General features: G+C 70.0%; 18 protein-coding genes. 10 read left to right on the forward strand and 8 right to left on the reverse strand.

What is annotated here, in order from left to right:
* Positions 1–43: 43 nt before the first annotated feature.
* On the forward strand, positions 44–1,441 hold the full coding sequence (locus ACPW96_RS10090) for an MFS transporter (RefSeq protein WP_425820026.1): 1,398 nt from the start codon (positions 44–46) through the stop codon (positions 1,439–1,441).
* Positions 1,442–1,537: 96 nt separating this feature from the next.
* Positions 1,538–2,701 (forward strand): class I SAM-dependent methyltransferase, encoded by a 1,164-nt coding sequence (locus ACPW96_RS10095; protein WP_425882925.1) that lies wholly within the window; start codon positions 1,538–1,540, stop codon positions 2,699–2,701.
* A gap of 15 nt (positions 2,702–2,716) precedes the next feature.
* Here ACPW96_RS10095 and ACPW96_RS10100 read toward each other — a convergent pair whose 3' ends face one another.
* Entirely contained in the window at positions 2,717–3,409 is a 693-nt protein-coding gene (locus tag ACPW96_RS10100; protein WP_425882926.1) for an NAD-dependent deacylase, read from the reverse strand.
* A gap of 146 nt (positions 3,410–3,555) precedes the next feature.
* Here ACPW96_RS10100 and ACPW96_RS10105 point away from each other — a divergent pair, with 146 nt between their 5' ends.
* Positions 3,556–4,146, forward strand: a complete 591-nt coding sequence (locus ACPW96_RS10105; RefSeq protein ID WP_425882928.1) for a fasciclin domain-containing protein — start codon at positions 3,556–3,558, stop codon at positions 4,144–4,146.
* A 221-nt stretch (positions 4,147–4,367) separates the two neighbouring features.
* On the opposite strand, the gene ACPW96_RS10110 is transcribed toward ACPW96_RS10105, so the two are convergent.
* The 5 genes from ACPW96_RS10110 to ACPW96_RS10130 all read right to left on the reverse strand — a co-directional run bounded on the left by ACPW96_RS10110 (position 4,368) and on the right by ACPW96_RS10130 (position 8,247).
* Positions 4,368–5,729, reverse strand: a complete 1,362-nt coding sequence (locus tag ACPW96_RS10110) for a threonine/serine exporter family protein (protein WP_425882930.1) — start codon at positions 5,727–5,729, stop codon at positions 4,368–4,370.
* A 156-nt stretch (positions 5,730–5,885) separates the two neighbouring features.
* Complete coding sequence (locus ACPW96_RS10115; RefSeq protein WP_425882932.1) at positions 5,886–6,572, reverse strand: Ltp family lipoprotein; 687 nt, start codon at positions 6,570–6,572, stop codon at positions 5,886–5,888.
* Between the two features lie 400 nt (positions 6,573–6,972).
* Positions 6,973–7,122 carry a hypothetical protein gene (locus ACPW96_RS10120; protein ID WP_425882934.1) on the reverse strand — a complete coding sequence of 50 codons (150 nt, stop codon included), beginning with the start codon at positions 7,120–7,122 and terminating at the stop codon, positions 6,973–6,975.
* 92 nt (positions 7,123–7,214) lie between these two features.
* Positions 7,215–7,820, reverse strand: coding sequence for an alpha/beta fold hydrolase (locus ACPW96_RS10125; RefSeq protein WP_425882936.1), 606 nt, complete (start codon positions 7,818–7,820; stop codon positions 7,215–7,217).
* Positions 7,810–8,247, reverse strand: a complete 438-nt coding sequence (locus ACPW96_RS10130) for a DoxX family protein (protein WP_425882937.1) — start codon at positions 8,245–8,247, stop codon at positions 7,810–7,812. The genes ACPW96_RS10125 and ACPW96_RS10130 overlap by 11 nt, the downstream gene beginning before the upstream one ends.
* Positions 8,248–8,293: 46 nt before the next feature.
* On the opposite strand from ACPW96_RS10130, the gene ACPW96_RS10135 reads away from it, so the two are divergent.
* On the forward strand, positions 8,294–8,776 hold the full coding sequence (locus tag ACPW96_RS10135) for a heme-binding protein (protein ID WP_425882939.1): 483 nt from the start codon (positions 8,294–8,296) through the stop codon (positions 8,774–8,776).
* A gap of 17 nt (positions 8,777–8,793) precedes the next feature.
* On the opposite strand, the gene ACPW96_RS10140 is transcribed toward ACPW96_RS10135, so the two are convergent.
* Entirely contained in the window at positions 8,794–9,654 is an 861-nt protein-coding gene (locus tag ACPW96_RS10140; RefSeq protein WP_425882940.1) for a hypothetical protein, read from the reverse strand.
* A 138-nt stretch (positions 9,655–9,792) separates the two neighbouring features.
* On the opposite strand from ACPW96_RS10140, the gene ACPW96_RS10145 reads away from it, so the two are divergent.
* Genes ACPW96_RS10145 through ACPW96_RS10155 form a run of 3 tightly spaced genes read left to right on the forward strand, consistent with a single transcriptional unit; the run spans position 9,793 to position 11,386 of the window.
* On the forward strand, positions 9,793–10,383 hold the full coding sequence (locus ACPW96_RS10145) for a molybdopterin-dependent oxidoreductase (protein ID WP_425820006.1): 591 nt from the start codon (positions 9,793–9,795) through the stop codon (positions 10,381–10,383).
* Positions 10,380–11,123, forward strand: a complete 744-nt coding sequence (locus ACPW96_RS10150) for an FAD-binding oxidoreductase (RefSeq protein ID WP_425882941.1) — start codon at positions 10,380–10,382, stop codon at positions 11,121–11,123. The genes ACPW96_RS10145 and ACPW96_RS10150 overlap by 4 nt, the downstream gene beginning before the upstream one ends.
* Positions 11,123–11,386 carry a DUF6510 family protein gene (locus ACPW96_RS10155; protein WP_425820002.1) on the forward strand — a complete coding sequence of 88 codons (264 nt, stop codon included), beginning with the start codon at positions 11,123–11,125 and terminating at the stop codon, positions 11,384–11,386. Before ACPW96_RS10150 ends, ACPW96_RS10155 begins: the two co-directional genes overlap by 1 nt.
* Positions 11,387–11,495: 109 nt before the next feature.
* Here the strand turns inward: ACPW96_RS10155 and ACPW96_RS10160 are convergent, their stop codons facing one another.
* Complete coding sequence (locus ACPW96_RS10160) at positions 11,496–14,090, reverse strand: ATP-dependent Clp protease ATP-binding subunit (protein ID WP_425882943.1); 2,595 nt, start codon at positions 14,088–14,090, stop codon at positions 11,496–11,498.
* A gap of 237 nt (positions 14,091–14,327) precedes the next feature.
* Here ACPW96_RS10160 and ACPW96_RS10165 point away from each other — a divergent pair, with 237 nt between their 5' ends.
* From ACPW96_RS10165 to ACPW96_RS10175, 3 genes are all read left to right on the forward strand, one after another.
* Positions 14,328–15,080: an EI24 domain-containing protein gene (locus tag ACPW96_RS10165; protein WP_425819998.1), complete on the forward strand. Its 753-nt coding sequence runs from the start codon at positions 14,328–14,330 to the stop codon at positions 15,078–15,080.
* Positions 15,081–15,175: 95 nt separating this feature from the next.
* Positions 15,176–15,550: a GNAT family N-acetyltransferase gene (locus ACPW96_RS10170; RefSeq protein WP_425819996.1), complete on the forward strand. Its 375-nt coding sequence runs from the start codon at positions 15,176–15,178 to the stop codon at positions 15,548–15,550.
* A 107-nt stretch (positions 15,551–15,657) separates the two neighbouring features.
* Positions 15,658–16,479 (forward strand): alpha/beta fold hydrolase, encoded by an 822-nt coding sequence (locus ACPW96_RS10175; protein WP_425882944.1) that lies wholly within the window; start codon positions 15,658–15,660, stop codon positions 16,477–16,479.
* Positions 16,480–16,633 lie beyond the last annotated feature (154 nt).

Raw genomic sequence — 16,633 nt, forward strand, 5'->3', positions numbered from 1 at the left:
CACCTCTGTGCCGTCTCGCGCCCTACAAGGAGGTAACAAGCGCATGGCTTCAGCCACATCGCCCCGAGGCAGCAGCACCACGCCCGATGTGAAGCAATCGAGTCTTCGGCGCGTCGTCACGGCGTCGATGGCCGGCACCGTCGTCGAGTGGTACGAGTTCTTCCTCTACGCCACCGCCGCGACGCTGGTCTTCAACAAGATCATGTTCCCGCCGTCGGAAGACCCACTGACGCCGATCATCGCCGCCTTCGTGACGTATGCCGTCGGCTTCGTCGCGCGGCCGCTCGGCGGCATCGTCTTCGGACACTTCGGCGACAAGTACGGGCGCAAGAAGCTGCTCCAAATCGCGATCATCCTGGTGGGCGTGGCGACCTTCCTGATGGGATGCCTGCCGACCTACGCCCAGGTCGGATACCTGGCACCGGCCCTCCTGGTGACGCTCCGCTTCGCGCAGGGCTTCGCCGTCGGCGGGGAGTGGGGCGGGGCGGTGCTGCTCGTCGCGGAGCACTCCCCCGACAAGTCGCGCGGCTTCTGGTCGTCGTTCCCACAAGCCGCGGTGCCGATCGGCAACCTCCTGGCGACCGTCGTGCTGCTGGTCCTCAGCCGCACCCTCACCGAGGAGCAGTTCCTCTCGTGGGGATGGCGCATCGGCTTCTGGCTGTCCGCGGTGATCGTCGCCGTCGGATACTACATCCGCACGCGTGTGACGGACGCCCCGATCTTCCTCGAGGTGCAGAAGCAGGTCGAGGAGCAGAAGCACGTGCGATACGGCGTCTGGGAGGTGCTCCGGCGCTACCCGCGTGGTGTGTTCACGGCGATGGGGCTCCGGTTCGCGGAGAACATCATGTACTACCTCGTGGTGACCTTCTCGATCACGTATCTCGTCTTCAACGAAGTGAACACCTCTGAGATCCTGGGCTACATGGTCATCGCGCACATCGTGCACATGATCGTGATCCCGCTGATCGGCGGGCTCACCGACCGCGTCGGCCGCAAGCCGGTCTACCTTATCGGCGTGCTCCTGGCCGCCACGTGGGGGTTCTTCGCGTTCCCGATGTTCGACACCAAGAGCCCCGTCGTCATCCTGCTCGCGATCTGCCTCGGCCTCTTCATCCACGCCTTCATGTACGCGCCGCAGCCGGCGATCATGAGCGAGATGTTCCCGACGCGGATGCGGTACTCGGGCGTCTCGCTGGGCTACCAGGTCACCTCGATCATCGCGGGCTCGCTCGCGCCCATCATCGCCACCTGGCTGCTGCGCGAGTACGGCACCTGGGTGCCGGTGGCGATCTACCTGGCGCTCGCGGCGGCGGTCAGCCTCGTTGCGGTGCTGTCGCTGCGTGAGACGAAGGGCTCGTCCTTGCACGACCTCGATCGCATCGACGAGGAGCGCCTCAGCGACGACCGGGCAGCGGCCGCCCGCCAGTCCGTCAGCTCTTAGTCGCGCATCACGGCACACGGGAGCCCGCGTCGACCTCGGTCGGCGCGGGCTTTCGTGCGTGCGGACCCCGCCGGCACCCTGCGCGAGAATGGGCAGGTGCCCCGCCCGTTCTCGCTCGACGCCCTCCGCCGCTGGCCGGACGTCGATGCACGGGAGCTGCGGGCCTCAGATGCGGCCGACCGACTGCTGCTCGACGAATCCTCGGAGGCGAGGCGTGCGGCACCGGCAGGCACGGTCGTGGTCATCGGCGACGGCTATGGCGCGCTCACTCTGGGGGCGGCGGATGACGGGGCCACCGGCATCCGGGTGCATCAGGATCCGCTCTCGGGCGAGCGCGCGCTCGCGGCCAACGCCTCTCAATTCGGCGTCGAGAACGTGTTCCGCTCGCTGCCGCTCGGGCCGGAACTGGTGGCGGGAGCGCGCGTGGTACTGCTCCGACTCCCCCGCGCCCTCGACGCGCTCGACGACGTCTCGGCGCTCGTCGCCGCGCACGCCGACCGCGACGTCATCGTCTACGCCGGCGGGATGCTCAAGCACATGAGCACGGCGATGAACGAGGTTCTGCTGCGCTCCTTCGCCCGGCTCGACGTGTCCCACGCGCGGCAGAAGGCTCGCGTGCTGACCGCACGAGAGCCGCTCGATGGGCGGGAGCCCGGTGCCCGGGAGCCCGCGCCGGCGCTGAGGCCGCGAGTGCTGCCGCATGCCGTGCCGGGACTGGATGACGAACTCGTGGTATGCGCGTTCGGTGGAGCGTTCGCCGGCGCCGGAGTGGACATCGGCACCCGGTTCCTGCTCGAGCAGCTTCTCGACGCCGCGCCGCCGCCGAGCGGCGACATCATCGACTTCGCGTGCGGCACCGGAGTGATCGCGACGTGGCTCGCCCTGCGACATCCGGAACGCCGCATCGTGGCGAGCGACCAGTCGGCCTCCGCCGTCGCGTCCGCCGAAGCGACCGCGAAGGCGAACGGCGTCGGGGACCGGGTGCATGTCGTGCGCGACCTCGGTCTGGAGGCGCGCCCGGACGCGACCGCGTCATTCGTGGCGCTGAACCCGCCGTTCCACGCGGGCGCCGCTGTGCCGGGCGGCGTGGCCGAGCCCCTCTTCGCGGAGGCCGGGCGCGTTCTGGCACCGGGCGGCCAGCTGTGGGCCGTATGGAACTCGCCGCAGCGCTATCGGCCGGCGCTCGAGCGCCTGGTCGGACCGACGCGGCAGGTGGCCCGCAACGCGAAGTTCACCGTGACGGTGTCGACTCGCCCCTGACGGTGGGAGCCCCGCTCAGCGGTGCGCGAGCACCTCATCCACCCAGGCGGGGACGACCTCGGTGGCAAGGCCCGCCCGGACCTCGTCGAACGGCACGACCCCCTCGGACGGCGCGAGGTTGAGCTCGACCGTATGGGCCCCGAACGCCGCCGCGAGGGCGACGTAACCGGCGGCGGGGTAAACCTCGCCGGATGTCCCGATGGCGACGAACATGTCGCACGAGATGACGGCCTGCTCGATGCGCTCCAGCTCGTACGGCATCTCGCCGAACCAGACGACATCCGGTCGCAGCATCCGCGCCCCGCAGGCCGGGCACGGCGGCTCGTCGGCCAGCGTGCCGTTCCAGGGCACCCGCGCGCCGCACGCGCCGCACAGCGCCTTGCGCAGCTCGCCGTGCATGTGCACGAGGCTGCGGGTGCCGGCGCGTTCGTGCAGATCGTCGACGTTCTGCGTGACGACGAGCAGCTCGTCGCCGATTCCACCCTCGAGGCGGGCGAGCGCGCGATGGGCCGCGTTCGGCGAGACGGATGCCAGGGCAGCCCGCCGGGCGTCGTAGAAGGCGTGCACCGTCTCGGGATCGCGCTCGAACGCCTCCGGGGTCGCCACATCCTCGACGCGGTGGCCCTCCCACAGCCCGTCCGGTCCGCGGAAGGTGGGCACCCCGCTCTCCGCGGAGATGCCGGCGCCGGTGAGCACCACGATGCGCATGGAGCAATTCTGCCCTCCTCGCGAATCATTTCCGTCTTGGTGCATCCGAATGCCGCCCCGGCACGGAAGAACTCACTGGGACCTGCCGGAGACCTTCATCCCCGGACCCGTCCCGCGTATCCGTACGAAACAAGGGAGTTACGACCATGAAGAAGACCATTGCCGCTGCGGTCGCCGCTGCGGCGCTCGTGCTGGGATCTGCCGTTCCCGCGAACGCGACGGGCGCCGCAGCGCCTCCACAGAACATCGTCGAGGTCGCCGTCGCGGCATCGGGTGGTGGAACGCCTGACAACAACCTGGGCGACTACGACATCCTGGTGCAGGCTCTGATCGCGACCGATCTCGCGCCCGTGCTCGCCGATGCCAGCCGCCAGTTCACCGTCTTCGCCCCCAACGACCGGGCGTTCCTGCGGCTCGTAGGCGATCTGACCGGCACGGTGCCGGCAAGCGAAGCGGATGCGCTCGCCGCCATCGTCGGAACTTTCAGCATCCCGCAGATCAGCAATATCCTGCTGTACCACGTGGTGGCGGACAAGAAGCTCGGGCCGCTCGACGTGCTGACGTCGCGGACGATCGTCATGGCGAACGGTCTCGTGATCAGGCCGCTCGGCCCCGTCCTGCGCGATCAGAACGCCGACCTGCGCAATCCTGTGCTCGTACTGCGCGCGATCAACATCCAGGCGTCGAACGGCGTCATCCACACGATCGACCGGGTGCTCGTTCCGGTCGCTCCGTAACCCCTCGCCGAGGGTGCGGCGGCCGACCGGCCGTCGCACCCTTTTTCGTGCCCGGATGTCTGGACGTCGCACGTCGAATCATCGCCTCCCATCCTGCGTCGCGCGGTCCTGGCACCACACCAAAGCGCGGTGACGGTTCTGCTGGGAGCGGGCGCGGCGCGTGCGATCTGGCGATGGCGGGTCAGAGCGCCGGCCGGCGCATCCGATTAGGCGATGGCGGGTCAGAGCGCCGGCCGGCGCATCCGATTCGACAGGCTCGAGCCGGCCAGAACGCCGAGGGCGATGGCGACCATCGTCGAGAGGGTCGCGACGAGGGATGCGGCCGCCGCCCGGTCGCCTCCCAGCACGTCGGCCACCCCCACAAGCCCGATCGCACCCGGCACGAGCAGCGAGAAGGCGGGGGTGAAGCTGACGAGGGCCGCAGGCCCGGACGGCTGCCGCGCTACGAGGGCGGTCACCGGCGTCACGCACAGAGCGCCCACGAAGGCTGAGACAACGCCGCCCAGGAAGACGTCTCCGAGCACCTGGGCCGCGTACGCGATGTAGAGCACCAGCAGGATCCAGGGAATGGCTCGCCGCGGCGCGCACCGGTGGACCGAGATGGAGATGCCGAAGACGGCGACGGCGATCCACGGCGCCACCGGTCCCAGCAGATCCGGGTGCCGGGCGAAGTCGAAGTCCGGCACGCCGACCAGCGCACCCGCCGTCACGATGCCTGCGCTGAGCAGCACCAGCTGCATGGCCCCGGCGGCCGCTCTGCCCGCCCCGGAGATCATGTGCCCCATCGACAATTCGAGCACGGCGGTGGTGAGCAGCGCGCCGGGCAGCAGGACCACGAGTGGAGCCAGCAGTGCGGCGAGGATGCCGGAGCCCCATCCCGCCCGCAGAAGAGAGAACACGACCACGGCCACGACGAAGGCGATCCCGACGGTAATCAGTGCGCCATAGCGCCGCGGAACGCGCTCGCTGAGGAGGAGCGCGGCTCCGGTGATCAGCCCGAGAGCGGCGGAGAGGGACACGCCGGTCCACGATGCACCCAGCAGCACGGAGAGCGCGCCGCTCAGGAACGCGTAGCCGATCACGCGGACGACACGTCCATAGGTGGGCGGCATGTCACGGATGCGCTCGATGCGCTTCACCGTCGAAGCAGGGTCGAGCACGCCCGTCCGGGCGGCATCCACGGTTCGCTGCACCTCGTCGATCTGCGAGAGCAGCAACTGCCCGTCGGCGCCGGCGACCGCGCCCGTGCGGTGCTGTCCCTGCCCCCGCGCGGAGACGAGGAGCGCGTTCGGGAACACGAGCACCTCGCTCTCGGGGAGGTTGTTGACGCGGGCGATGTCGCGGAGCACGTCCTGCACCGTCTCGACCGAATACCCCGCCTGGATCATCGAGCCGCCCACCGCCTCGGCTGCGGCAAGGGCGGCCGCCGCGTCGGGCGCATCGGTCGAGGCGACCGGCATGGAACCCGTGATCCGGGCCGCGCGAGCGCTGATCGCGATGTCGCGCTCCGCGCGGGGCCGGAGGGCGATCAGGAGCACCGCGCTCGCGAGCAGCACGGCGATCGCGATGAAGGTCGAGATCATTGGGGGGACTTGCCTGTCTGTCGAGGGCCGACTGAATTCTCACACGTGCGGAGAGGGGATTCCGACCTCCGGGCTCGTGGGCGCTCGTGATCCGCCACCCGGCTGAACCATGCCCGCGCTGCCACGGTCAATCTGGTGCGAACACCGGGCCAGTGCCTAGTAGCCGACGGCTGCGAGTCCGGCCTCGGCCTCGGATTGGCTGAACCCCCTGTACAGCAGCGCGTCGAGCAGTGTGTCGCGGGTGAACGAGGAAACGTCGAGGAAACCTCGCGCCGCCTCCACTGCCTCGGCGTTCCAGTCCGGTGCAAGGCGATCGACCGCCAACGTGGCGTCCTCCACGGTGAAGCCCTCATACTCCAACTGGCCGATGAGGTCCGAGCGTGAGAAGCCCATCATGTCGAGGTAACCCCGCGCGCGCTCGACGGCGTTCTGCTGCGCCAGGGTGAGGCCGGATGCGGCAGGCGCTTCCGGTTCTGCAGGGGACTCGTCGGCGGACTCTGCAGCCTGTTCCTCAACGACAGCCGGCGCCTCGGCGACCGGCGCTTGGGCGGCCGTGTCGCCGGCCGCGCCATCGTTGGATCCGAGGTTCGCAACCCTCAGGGCGAAGACCAGCGCGACGAGCGCGGCGGTGACGCCGAGCATGATCCAGAGGCCGGTCTGGCGCTTCGTCTTGGGCGCGGCTGCGGCGTTCGCGACATCCAGACTGCGGATCGCCGGGGCCGTGTGCTGGGTCCACGACCGGCCGTCGAAGTAGCGGATCTGGCCGGCGACCTGCGCATCCGGATACCACCCTGCTGCGGGCGGGTGGTGGCCGATCGGGTGGCGGTCCTGAGTACTGCCCATGGCTCTCCTTGATGGATGTGTCGGCTCGGTGCCCGCCGTGGCATGAGCGCGACGAATCGGGCCTCTGATCGGCGGTGTGAAGCATGCTCCAGGTCGGAGTCGTGCCCGACGCGAGCCCCGCGTCTGAGTGCCCTCCTGGAATGGGGCGGTCCTGTCGCCTTGCCCTCATCGGCCGGCCCAGGCGCGCCTGCATGCAACTCCGAAGTTACCGGACGGCAGCGTTCGTTCGCTGGGAGGAGATGTTGGTAAGGCTGTGAGGAGAGCCAGGTCAGCCTGGGAAAGCGCCGGGCGCGCCGCACAGCGGAGCGGTTCCGACCGCACTCGGGCCTGCCGCAGCAGCCAGTCCAGAACGTCGGGCACCGCGTAGTCCACCGAGTTCGACTGGTTCGCCGGAATGGCTTCACTCGGCGCCATCCGCTCGGCCTTCAATGGATGAGCGGCGCGGGCCGCCTTCGAGGAGACGGCGGAGTTCGAGCTCGCGCAGTCGTTCGGCGGCCGCCTCGATCACGGGGGCGAGCGGCGCACCGGTCTGCGCGAGCCGTGGTGCCACGCGAGCGCCAAGCGCGGCGGGTGAGCGACCGGCACGTCAAACGCGTGCAGCACCGAACCGTCCGCGAGACGCACATCGAGCTCCCGCACCGGCTACCTGCCCTTCGTCCCGGGAGCCGCGTGGGAGAGCGCGCGGTCCCAGACATCCGGAAGAGCGAGCTGCCCGTGGCCCGGGATCATCTCGACGCGCGCCGACCGGATGTGCTCCTTGTACCAACGCGCGTCCGCCGCGGCGGCATCCGGATCGCGCTGGCCGTTCATGATGAGGGTCTTCGCGATGATCGGCTCGATCGTCCGCCCGAGCTCCTGCTGGTCGAGCGGCGCAGCCGGGGCAGGCACCGCGACGAGCACGAGCCGATCGATCGAGTCGCCGAGCAGCGCGGTGACTCGCAGCGCCACATCTCCGGCCGCTCGGTACGCCACGAGGCCCGCGGTGGCGACGGCGTCGTCCAGCTCTTCACGGATCCGATCGGCGAGCGTGGCCGCCGTCGACTCCGCCGGTGTCTCGCCGCCGTGCGCGCCCGGCTCATCGATGGCCGCCCCGTCGACCCCTACAGCGAGCACGCGGATGTCGCGGCCGGCCGTCACCGCAGGCAGAGGGTCGACGGCCATCGAGATGCCGACCCCGATGAGCACGACGAGTCGGGGCGCGCCCGGCGCACCGAACGATCGACATGTCAGGTTCGATTCAGCGGCCACGGGTGCCCCAGATCGCCCACGCGACGAGCACCGGCTGCAGCAGCAGGCGAACGAAGCGCGCCCTGTCGGTGCGCAGCAGCGGCGCCGAGCGGCCCGTCTGCCACTGGTGGAAGTTGCCCGGGAACACCGCGACGAAGAACGCGGCGACGAGCCACCCGATCCGCGTCCGCTCCCGCGGCAGCGCCACCAGCGCGCCGGCCAGCATCAGCTCGACAACTCCGGAGCCGACCACGATCGCGTCCTTGTCCAGCCTCGTGAGCGCGGTCGCCCAGTCCGGAACCACGATGCGATACCCGCGCCGCCCCCACGTCAGGTGAGTTGCGCCCGCGACGCCGAGCAACCCGCCGAGCGCCCACAGCGCGATCCCGCGCGCCACCGCCCACGGCCGCGCCGCAGGGACTGTCGTCGTCGGTGGGCGCCGTGTCATGCGTTCGACGCTACTAGGCTCGACCCGAGCTTCGAGGAGAACCCGCATGACACAGCTTCCCGTGTTCACGATCGCCGATCTCGAGGCGGAGCCGCGATTCGACGTCGACGTGTTCGGTCGCGAAGACGCCGTCGACCTCGGGCTCATCGGTGTCGAGGTGATCCGTGAGCTCGGCGCGAACCTCGCGGTCCGCGTCGTGCTGCACGGCGCGGATGTGTTCGTCGCGAAGCTCGGGACGACGGACTCCGGCAACGACCCCTGGCTCGGGGGAAAGGCCGCGGTCGCGGAGCGCTTCGGTGAGCCTTCCCTGCTCGTCCGCCGACGCCACGAGTCCGACGGCACCCCGTTCGAGGACCGCACGGATGTCGACCACGACCTGCTGCGGGCGCACGGTGGCGCCATCCCGATCTTCGAAGGCGGCCGGCTCGTAGGAACGATCACGATGTCCGGCGAACCGGATGTCGCGGACCATGCGGCATCCGCCGAAACGGTGCGCCGCTTCCTCGAGCGAGCAGCCGATCGCCACTGACCGACGGGTGACGGGCCTCACTCCCCCGGCGCCACCCGCAGCCGAGGATCCGGCTCGTCCCACAGCTCGACGGTCTGGATGAGCCAGAACGCGGCGAACAGAAGCAGAGCCGCCGCCTCGCCGATGAAGATCAGCGGCAGCCCGGTCGCCTCGACCAGATCGATCCCCTGCGTCTCGAGCACGATGACGACCACCAGGAACGCCAATGCGACGAGGATGCCGATCGCGATCGCGGAATACAGCACGCGGTACATCGCCCGGGTCGCCGCGGCGGCGTCATTGCTCGTCTCGTCGACCGTCCATGCGGCGAGCCCCGACACCGCCGCGATCAGCACGAAGAAGGTGAACGCCGCCACGATGTGCGCCCAGGCGAGGAACGAGATCGGCGACACCAGCCACCAGACGGCGACCGCCACGATGATCACCGCGGCGACGGCGATGCCCAATCCGATGGTCGGCGTCAGGGTGTGCTGCACCACCGCCACGGCGACGATGGCGACAAGCGCAGCCATGCCCACGATGAGCAAGGAGAGAAGGCCCACCTGCACCCCCGCGAGGTCGGCCTCCGACGGCGGAAGCTGACCCGGCTCGAGAGGAGCCGGAACGGTCGCGATCAGCGCGCCTGCGATGGCGGCGTAATCCAGCAGAGCCTGCGAGAGGCTGCGTCCGGACAGGGCGAGGAGCGCGAGTGCGACGGCGAAGATGGAACCGACGAAGATGTTGCGTGCCGGTGTGTAGATCGCAGCGCTGACGGAGAGCATGGGGCCGAAGTGGACGATCGTGATGGCGAGCGCGACGAACAGCAGCACCACCGCACCCACGATCGACAGTCTGAGGTAGCGATAGGTGCGCTGCGTCGACGTGCTGGCTATCTGCATCCGCGGCCCTTCCGGCGCTGTCGGGCCTTCTGTGCCCTGCTTTCACCTTATGAGTGGATGCCGACGGCGACCGGCTTGCCGCGAGCGCGCCGCCCGGCGCGCCGGGTCACTAGTGTGAGCGTCAGAGAAAGGGGTGCCATGTCATTCATCACTCGAGGATTCTCCGGCCGGCGGGGCGACCGCGATCCGCGACTGCCGCCAGGTCAGACGCTCGTCTCGGACTGGCCGGTGCTCTCGGCGGGTCCGACACCGCAGGTCGAGACCGAGGACTGGGAGTTCACGGTGCAGACCGAGAACGGCGCGCACCGCTGGACCTGGGATGAACTGCGTGCCCTCGGCATCGAGGACATCACCACCGACATCCACTGCGTCACGCACTGGTCGAAGCTGGAGATGCCTTGGCGGGGCGTGCCGCTCGACAAGATCTTCGAGGACGTGGAGACCAGCCACGACTATGTGATGGCGCATTCCTATGGCGGCTACACGACCAACGTTCCGCTCGACGATCTGCTCGACGGGAAGAGCTGGATCGCGTTCGAGGCGGACGGCGAGCCGCTCGACCCCGAGCACGGCGGCCCCGCGCGGCTGCTCGTGCCGCACCTCTACTTCTGGAAGAGCGCCAAGTGGATCCGCGGGCTCGTGACGATGCCGAGCGACGACCCCGGATTCTGGGAGCAGAACGGCTACCACCTGCACGGCGATCCGTGGCAGGAGGAGCGGTATTGGTGAGAGGCAAGCGCCCCGCATCCTGGCACACCGCAGTGGTCGTCGAATCGCGGCCGGAGACCGCGAGCGCGCGCCGCATCGTGCTCGACGTGCCGACGTGGCCAGGCAACGATGCCGGCTCGCACCTCGACGTCCGCCTCACCGCGCCGGACGGCTACCAGGCGACGCGCTCGTACTCGATCGCCTCGGCGGGTGAGGGCACGCGCGTCGTGCTGGCGGTCGACGAACTGCCCGACGGCGAGGTGTCGCCGTTCCTCGCGCATGACCTGCGTGCGGGCGACCAGCTCGAGCTGCACGGACCGCTGGGGGCATTCTTCGTGTGGCGACCGCCCCTCGACGGGGACGCTCTCCGACCGGTGCAGCTCATCGCCGGCGGATCGGGCGTCGTGCCGCTGTACGCCATGGCCGCGGCGCATGCCGCCGCCGGGGATGCGACGGAGTTCCGCCTGCTGTACTCGGTGCGAACGCCGGACGACGTGTTCTTCCGGGACGAGCTTGCAGGGCTCGCGCAGGGGACGCTGCAACTCGACTTCGTGTACACGCGCCGCACGCCGGACGGCTGGGCGGCACCCGCGGGCCGGGTCACGCGAAGCACCCTGGATGCCGCGACGGTGCCCGCGGCATCCCGCCCGCGTGTCTACGTGTGCGGCCCTACCGCGTTCGTCGAAGCGGTGGCATCGTGGTTGATCGAGGCCGGGCATGCGCCGGCCGACGTGCGCACCGAGCGGTTCGGAGGTTCGTGATGACCAAGCTCGACGGCAACGTACTGGCCGGCCGCCTCGCCGATGTGCTCGGGTGGGATGCCACGGCCGCCGACGCGCGCTGCAACGGCTGCGGTGCGAACGGTGCGATCGGCCGCTGCGATGTCTACACGACCGGGATGGGCATGGTGGCCCGGTGCAGCTCCTGTGACAGCGTGCTCGCGGTCTTCGTCGAGGGCGACGGCGGCCGCGTCTGGTTCGGGATGACGGGGGTCACAGCGCTGGAGCTTCCGCCACCGCGCTGACCCCCCGCGCCGCGCACCGAGAATCGGTCCGGCGTCCGAGACTCCGCGCGACGCGCAGATCTTCGGACGCCGGACCGATTCTCGGATCCGGAACCTCGCGTGATGCCGGCTACGCCGCCTGCGCGAGCTGCGGCCGGGAGGCACGCACGACGATCTCGTCGCCGGCGGCATCCACGCTCACCGCTCCCCCGTCGACGAGCGACCCGTCGACGAACGCCTCGGCGATGCGGTCATCGACCTCGCGCTGGATGAGGCGACGCAGCGGACGGGCACCGTACTCGGGCTCGTAGCCGTGCTCGGCGAGCCAGTCCACCGCCGCCTCGGTGACCTCGAGGTCGACCTCCCGGCCGGCGAGCCGGGCCGATGTCGCGCCGAGCAGCAGCCGGACGATCTCTCGCACCTGCGGCTTGTCGAGCTTGCGGAACAACACGATCTCGTCGATGCGGTTCAGGAACTCGGGCCGCATGGCCTCACGCAGCTTGCCCATCACCCGGTCGCGCAGGTCCTTCTCGGAGCCGAAGCCGGTGGACCCCCCGCCGTCGGCGAGGAAGCCGATGGCGCCCGCGCGCGACGCCAGGAATTCGCTGCCGATGTTCGAGGTCATGATGACGACCGTGTTGCGGAAGTCTACGGTGCGACCCTGGCCGTCGGTCAGGCGTCCGTCATCCAGCACCTGCAGCAGCAGGTTGAACACATCGGGGTGCGCCTTCTCGATCTCGTCGAACAGCACGATCGAGTACGGGTTGCGGCGCACGCGCTCGGTGAGCTGCCCGGCCTCGTCGTAGCCGACGTATCCCGGAGGGGCACCGACGAGCCGCGACACGGTGTGCCGCTCGCCGTACTCGCTCATGTCGAAGCGCAGCACGGCGGTCCCTGAGCCTGTCGAAGGGTCATCGGCGAACAGCGAGCTTGCGAGCGCCTTGGCGAGCTCCGTCTTGCCGACACCGGTAGGCCCCAGGAAGAGGAAGCTGCCGACCGGGCGGTCGGCGTCGCTCATGCCCGTGCGGTTGCGGCGCACGGCCTTCGCGACGGCCGTCACGGCGTCGTCCTGACCGATGACGCGGTCGTGCAGCTCCTGCTCGAGCACCGCGAGACGCTCCCGCTCACCCTCGGTGAGCCGGTTCACGGGGATGCCGGTGGCACGCGAGATGACCGCGGCGATCTGCGCCTCGTCGATCAAGGCGTCGGCCACGGCGCTCCGGGTGGCCGTGGCCTCCTCGAGCTTGCGCTGAACCGCCGCGATGTCATCGCGGATGCGCGAAGCCTCCTCGTAGTGCTCGGCGGAGACCGCGGCGTTCTTGTCGGCCTCGAGGCCCGCGAGCTGCTGCAGGAGGTCGTCGACATCCACTCGCACGCCGAGCCGCAGCCGCAGCCGCGCACCGGCCTGGTCGATCAGGTCGATGGCCTTGTCGGGCAGCACGCGGTCGGGGAGGTAGCGATCGGAGAGCTCGACCGCGGCGCGGAGAGCGTCGTCGGTGTACCCGACGCCGTGGTGCTCCTCGTACGCGGAGCGCAGGCCGTGCAGGATGCGCACGGCGTCCTCGATCGAGGGCTCCCCCACCCGGACGGGCTGGAAGCGGCGCTCCAAGGCGGGGTCCTTCTCCACGACGCGGTACTCCTTGAGCGTCGTCGCGCCGACCAGGTGCAGCTCGCCGCGAGCGAGGCGGGGCTTGAGGATGTTGCCGGCGTCCATGCCGCCATCACCCGCGCCACCGGCGCCCACGACCGTGTGCACCTCGTCGATGAACACGATCAGCTCACCGCGGTGGGCGGCGATCTCGTCCATGGTCTTCGTCAGGCGCTCCTCGAAGTCGCCGCGGTAGCGCGTGCCTGCCAGCATGCCCGGCAGGTCGAGCGAGACGACGCGCTTGTCGCGCAGCTGCTCGGGAACCGAGCCGTCGACGATCGCGCGGGCGAGGCCCTCCACGATCGCCGTCTTGCCGACGCCTGCCTCGCCGACGAGCACCGGGTTGTTCTTGGTGCGACGGCTGAGGATCTCGATCGTCTGCTCGATCTCGTCGGCGCGCCCGATCACCGGGTCGAGCCGGCCCTCACGGGCGAGCGCGGTGAGGTCGGTGCCGAACTGGTCGAGCATCGGAGTGTCGGATGCCGCGGCACCCTGCTGCGCGGGGGCGGGCGCGCCGGCCGAGCCGGCATCCGGCATCACGGACTCGCGCATCCCCTGCGTGAGCGACTCTGCGGTGACTCCGGCCCGAGCGAGCACCTGCCCCGCCGGGGCGTCCTGTCCTATCACCAGCGCGAAGAAGAGGTGCTCCGGGTCGACGTAGGTCGAGCCCGCGGCACGAGCGACCTGGTAGGCGTGGAACAGCGCGCGCTGGACGGACGGAGCGATCATCGCGGCGTCGACGGATGCAGGCGCGGTGCGAGCGGGCAGCCGGTCCTCGGCGGCGCGAGCAATCGCCTCGGGGTCCGCCCCGACCCTGGTCACGGCATCCCTGGCCGGCTCTTCCTCGACCATGACGCGCAGAACGTGCAGCGCGTCGAGCTCGCGCTGGCCGCGCTCCAGCGCGAAGCGCCCGGCATTCTGCAGGATGCCCTGCGTGCGCGCGCTGAGGAAGCGGCTGAGGTCGATCGAGCGTGACGCGCGCGCCTGCTCGCCCTGCAGATAGCGCGCGAGGAACTCGTCGAACGCGCTCGAGCCGTCGTTGTTTTCGCCGTTGTTGGGCGTGAAGTTGTCGGGCACAAAGCCTCCTGGATCAAACTTGAGTGCTGCTTGCTCAAGTTTTAACGCCAGAGAGGGAGCGGTATTCCCGGTACACGGGAATCGGGTTGCCGGACGATATTCGCCTCCGCCCGGCGGCCCGACGGTCAGCAGCACGACGAAGATCGCGGCCACCGCCACCGCGATGAGGACGGGCTCCACCCACGGCCGTCGCGGCAGAGCGCCGGTGATTCTGCGCCTCCGATCTAGTCTGGATCCGTGCGGGAGTTCATCGGCGGTGTGGCAGCGCTGCTGCGAGGGTTCGCCTACTGGCGACGGCGACCAGGGCTGATGGCGCTCGGGCTCATCCCGGCAGCGATCGTGGCGATCGTGCTGGTGGCCGGGCTGGTTTCGTGGGGCTTCGCCCTCCCCGGAGTGACCGAGTCGATCACCCCGTTCGCGAACGGGTGGCCCGGGCTCTGGCGTGATGTCATCCGGACGGCGATCGGCACCGCGATGTTCGGTGCCGCGCTCGTGATGGTGGCCGTGACGTTCACCGCTCTGACCCTTCTCGTCGGGGAGCCCTTCTACGAGCGCATCTGGCGCGCAGTGGAACGGGATCTCGGCCAGACGGTCCCCGACGCGGACTACGGCTTCTGGCGCTCCGTCGGCGACGGGCTCTCACTGGTCGCGCGCGGCGCCGGAATCGCCGTCGTGGCGGGCCTGCTGGGGCTCGTGCCTGTCGTCGGCGGCGTGCTCGGCACGGTCTTCGGCGTCGCCTTCACCGGCTGGCTGCTGGCCGACGAGCTGTCGTCGCGGGCGCTGGCGGCGCGCGGACTCGACCGCGGGGCACGCGCCGCGCTGCGCCGCGGCAACCGCGCCCGTGTGCTGGGGTTCGGCGTTGCGACGCAGCTGTGCTTCCTCGTCCCGCTGGGCGCCGTCGCGACGATGCCTGCGGCGGTCGCGGGGTCGACCGGGCTCGCCAGGGAGCTGATCGAACGCCGTCCCGCCATCACTCCCCCTGCCGCCTGAGGGCCCGTTCTGCGAGGGCTGCGGATGTCGGCGCCCGTCCGTAACGTGGACTGCACGGCAGCCCACCCCGGGTGCTCAATCGGGAAGGAACTCTCATGGACTGGAAGATCGAGCTCATCTTCGTGCCGGTGACCGATGTCGACCGCGCGAAGGACTTCTACGAGAAGATCGGCTTCCACGCCGACCACGATCAGGTGCCCTTCGAGGGCCTCCGCTTCGTGCAGATGACGCCCCCCGGCTCCGCGTGCTCCATCGCGTTCGGCTACGGCATGGGAAACGACCTCGAACCGGGGCGACAGAACACCATCCAGGTCGTCGTGCCCGACGCCGACGAGGCCCTGGAGCACCTGCGCTCGCTGGGTGTGGAGGCCCAGGGGGTCGACGAGCAGGCATGGGGCCGCTTCGTCAGCTTCGACGACCCGGACGGCAACACGTGGACCCTGCAGGAACTCCCGAAGTACGGCGTCTGACATAGCCGTGAAGAGAGTGGACCGGCTGCCCGCGGTCGGCCCACACCGGCGCGCCCGCCAGTAGCGTGGAGGAACCACTCATCCAGACCGCTGACAGAGAGTAGCGAATGCCTTTCATCACGACCGCCGACGGAACCGAGATCTACTACACCGAGCAGGGAAGCGGCCAGCCCGTACTGCTGAGCCACGGCTGGCCCCTTTCCTCCGATGCGTGGCAGGTGGAGCTGAAGCTCCTCGCCGACGCCGGATATCGCGCCATCGCCCACGATCGGCGCGGCCATGGTCGCTCGTCGAAGACCTACACCGGCAACGACATGGACACCTACGCGCGTGACCTCGCAGAACTGGTCGAGGCGCTGGACCTGCACGACCTCGTGCTGATCGGCCACTCCACCGGGGGCGGCGAGGTGGTCCGCTACGCCGCGCAGCACGGGGCGGGCCGCGTTGCGAAGGTCATCACGGCCGGCGCGGTGCCGCCGATCATGGTCAAGTCGGACGCCAACCCCGAAGGCACCCCGATCGAGGCGTTCGACGGCATCCGAGACGGCGTCCTGAAGGACCGGTCGCAGTTCTACCAGGACCTCTCGGTGCCGTTCTTCGGCGCGAACCGCGAAGGGGCGAACGTCTCCCAGGGGGCGCGCGACGACTTCTGGCGCCAGGGGATGCTCGTGAACCTCGCCGCGGCGTACGACTGCGTGAAGGCGTTCTCCGAGACGGACTTCACCGAGGACCTCAAAGCCCTCGACGTCCCGATCCTCCTCGCGCACGGCGACGACGACCAGATCGTTCCGATCGCTGCTGCCTCGTTGAAGTCGGCGGAGCTCGTGAAGCACGGAACGCTCAAGGTGTACGCGGGTGCTCCGCACGGGATCTACGGCGACTACCAGGCCGAGCTCGACAAGGACATCCTCGCGTTCATCGCCCAGTAGCGATCGATGTCGGGTCGGGGGGGGGCCCCCCCGGCGGGTGGGGGGGGGGGGTCGGGCGCGCCGGGGCGGGCGGCCCCCCGCGCCACGACCGCCGTCGCCGCGTCGACGAGCGTGGTCGTACGGGCACGGGCGCGGAGGAATGCGGCGACATCTC

This window comes from Micromonospora sp. DT81.3, assembly GCF_049847225.1.
Classification (GTDB): Bacteria; Actinomycetota; Actinomycetes; order Actinomycetales; family Microbacteriaceae; genus Microbacterium.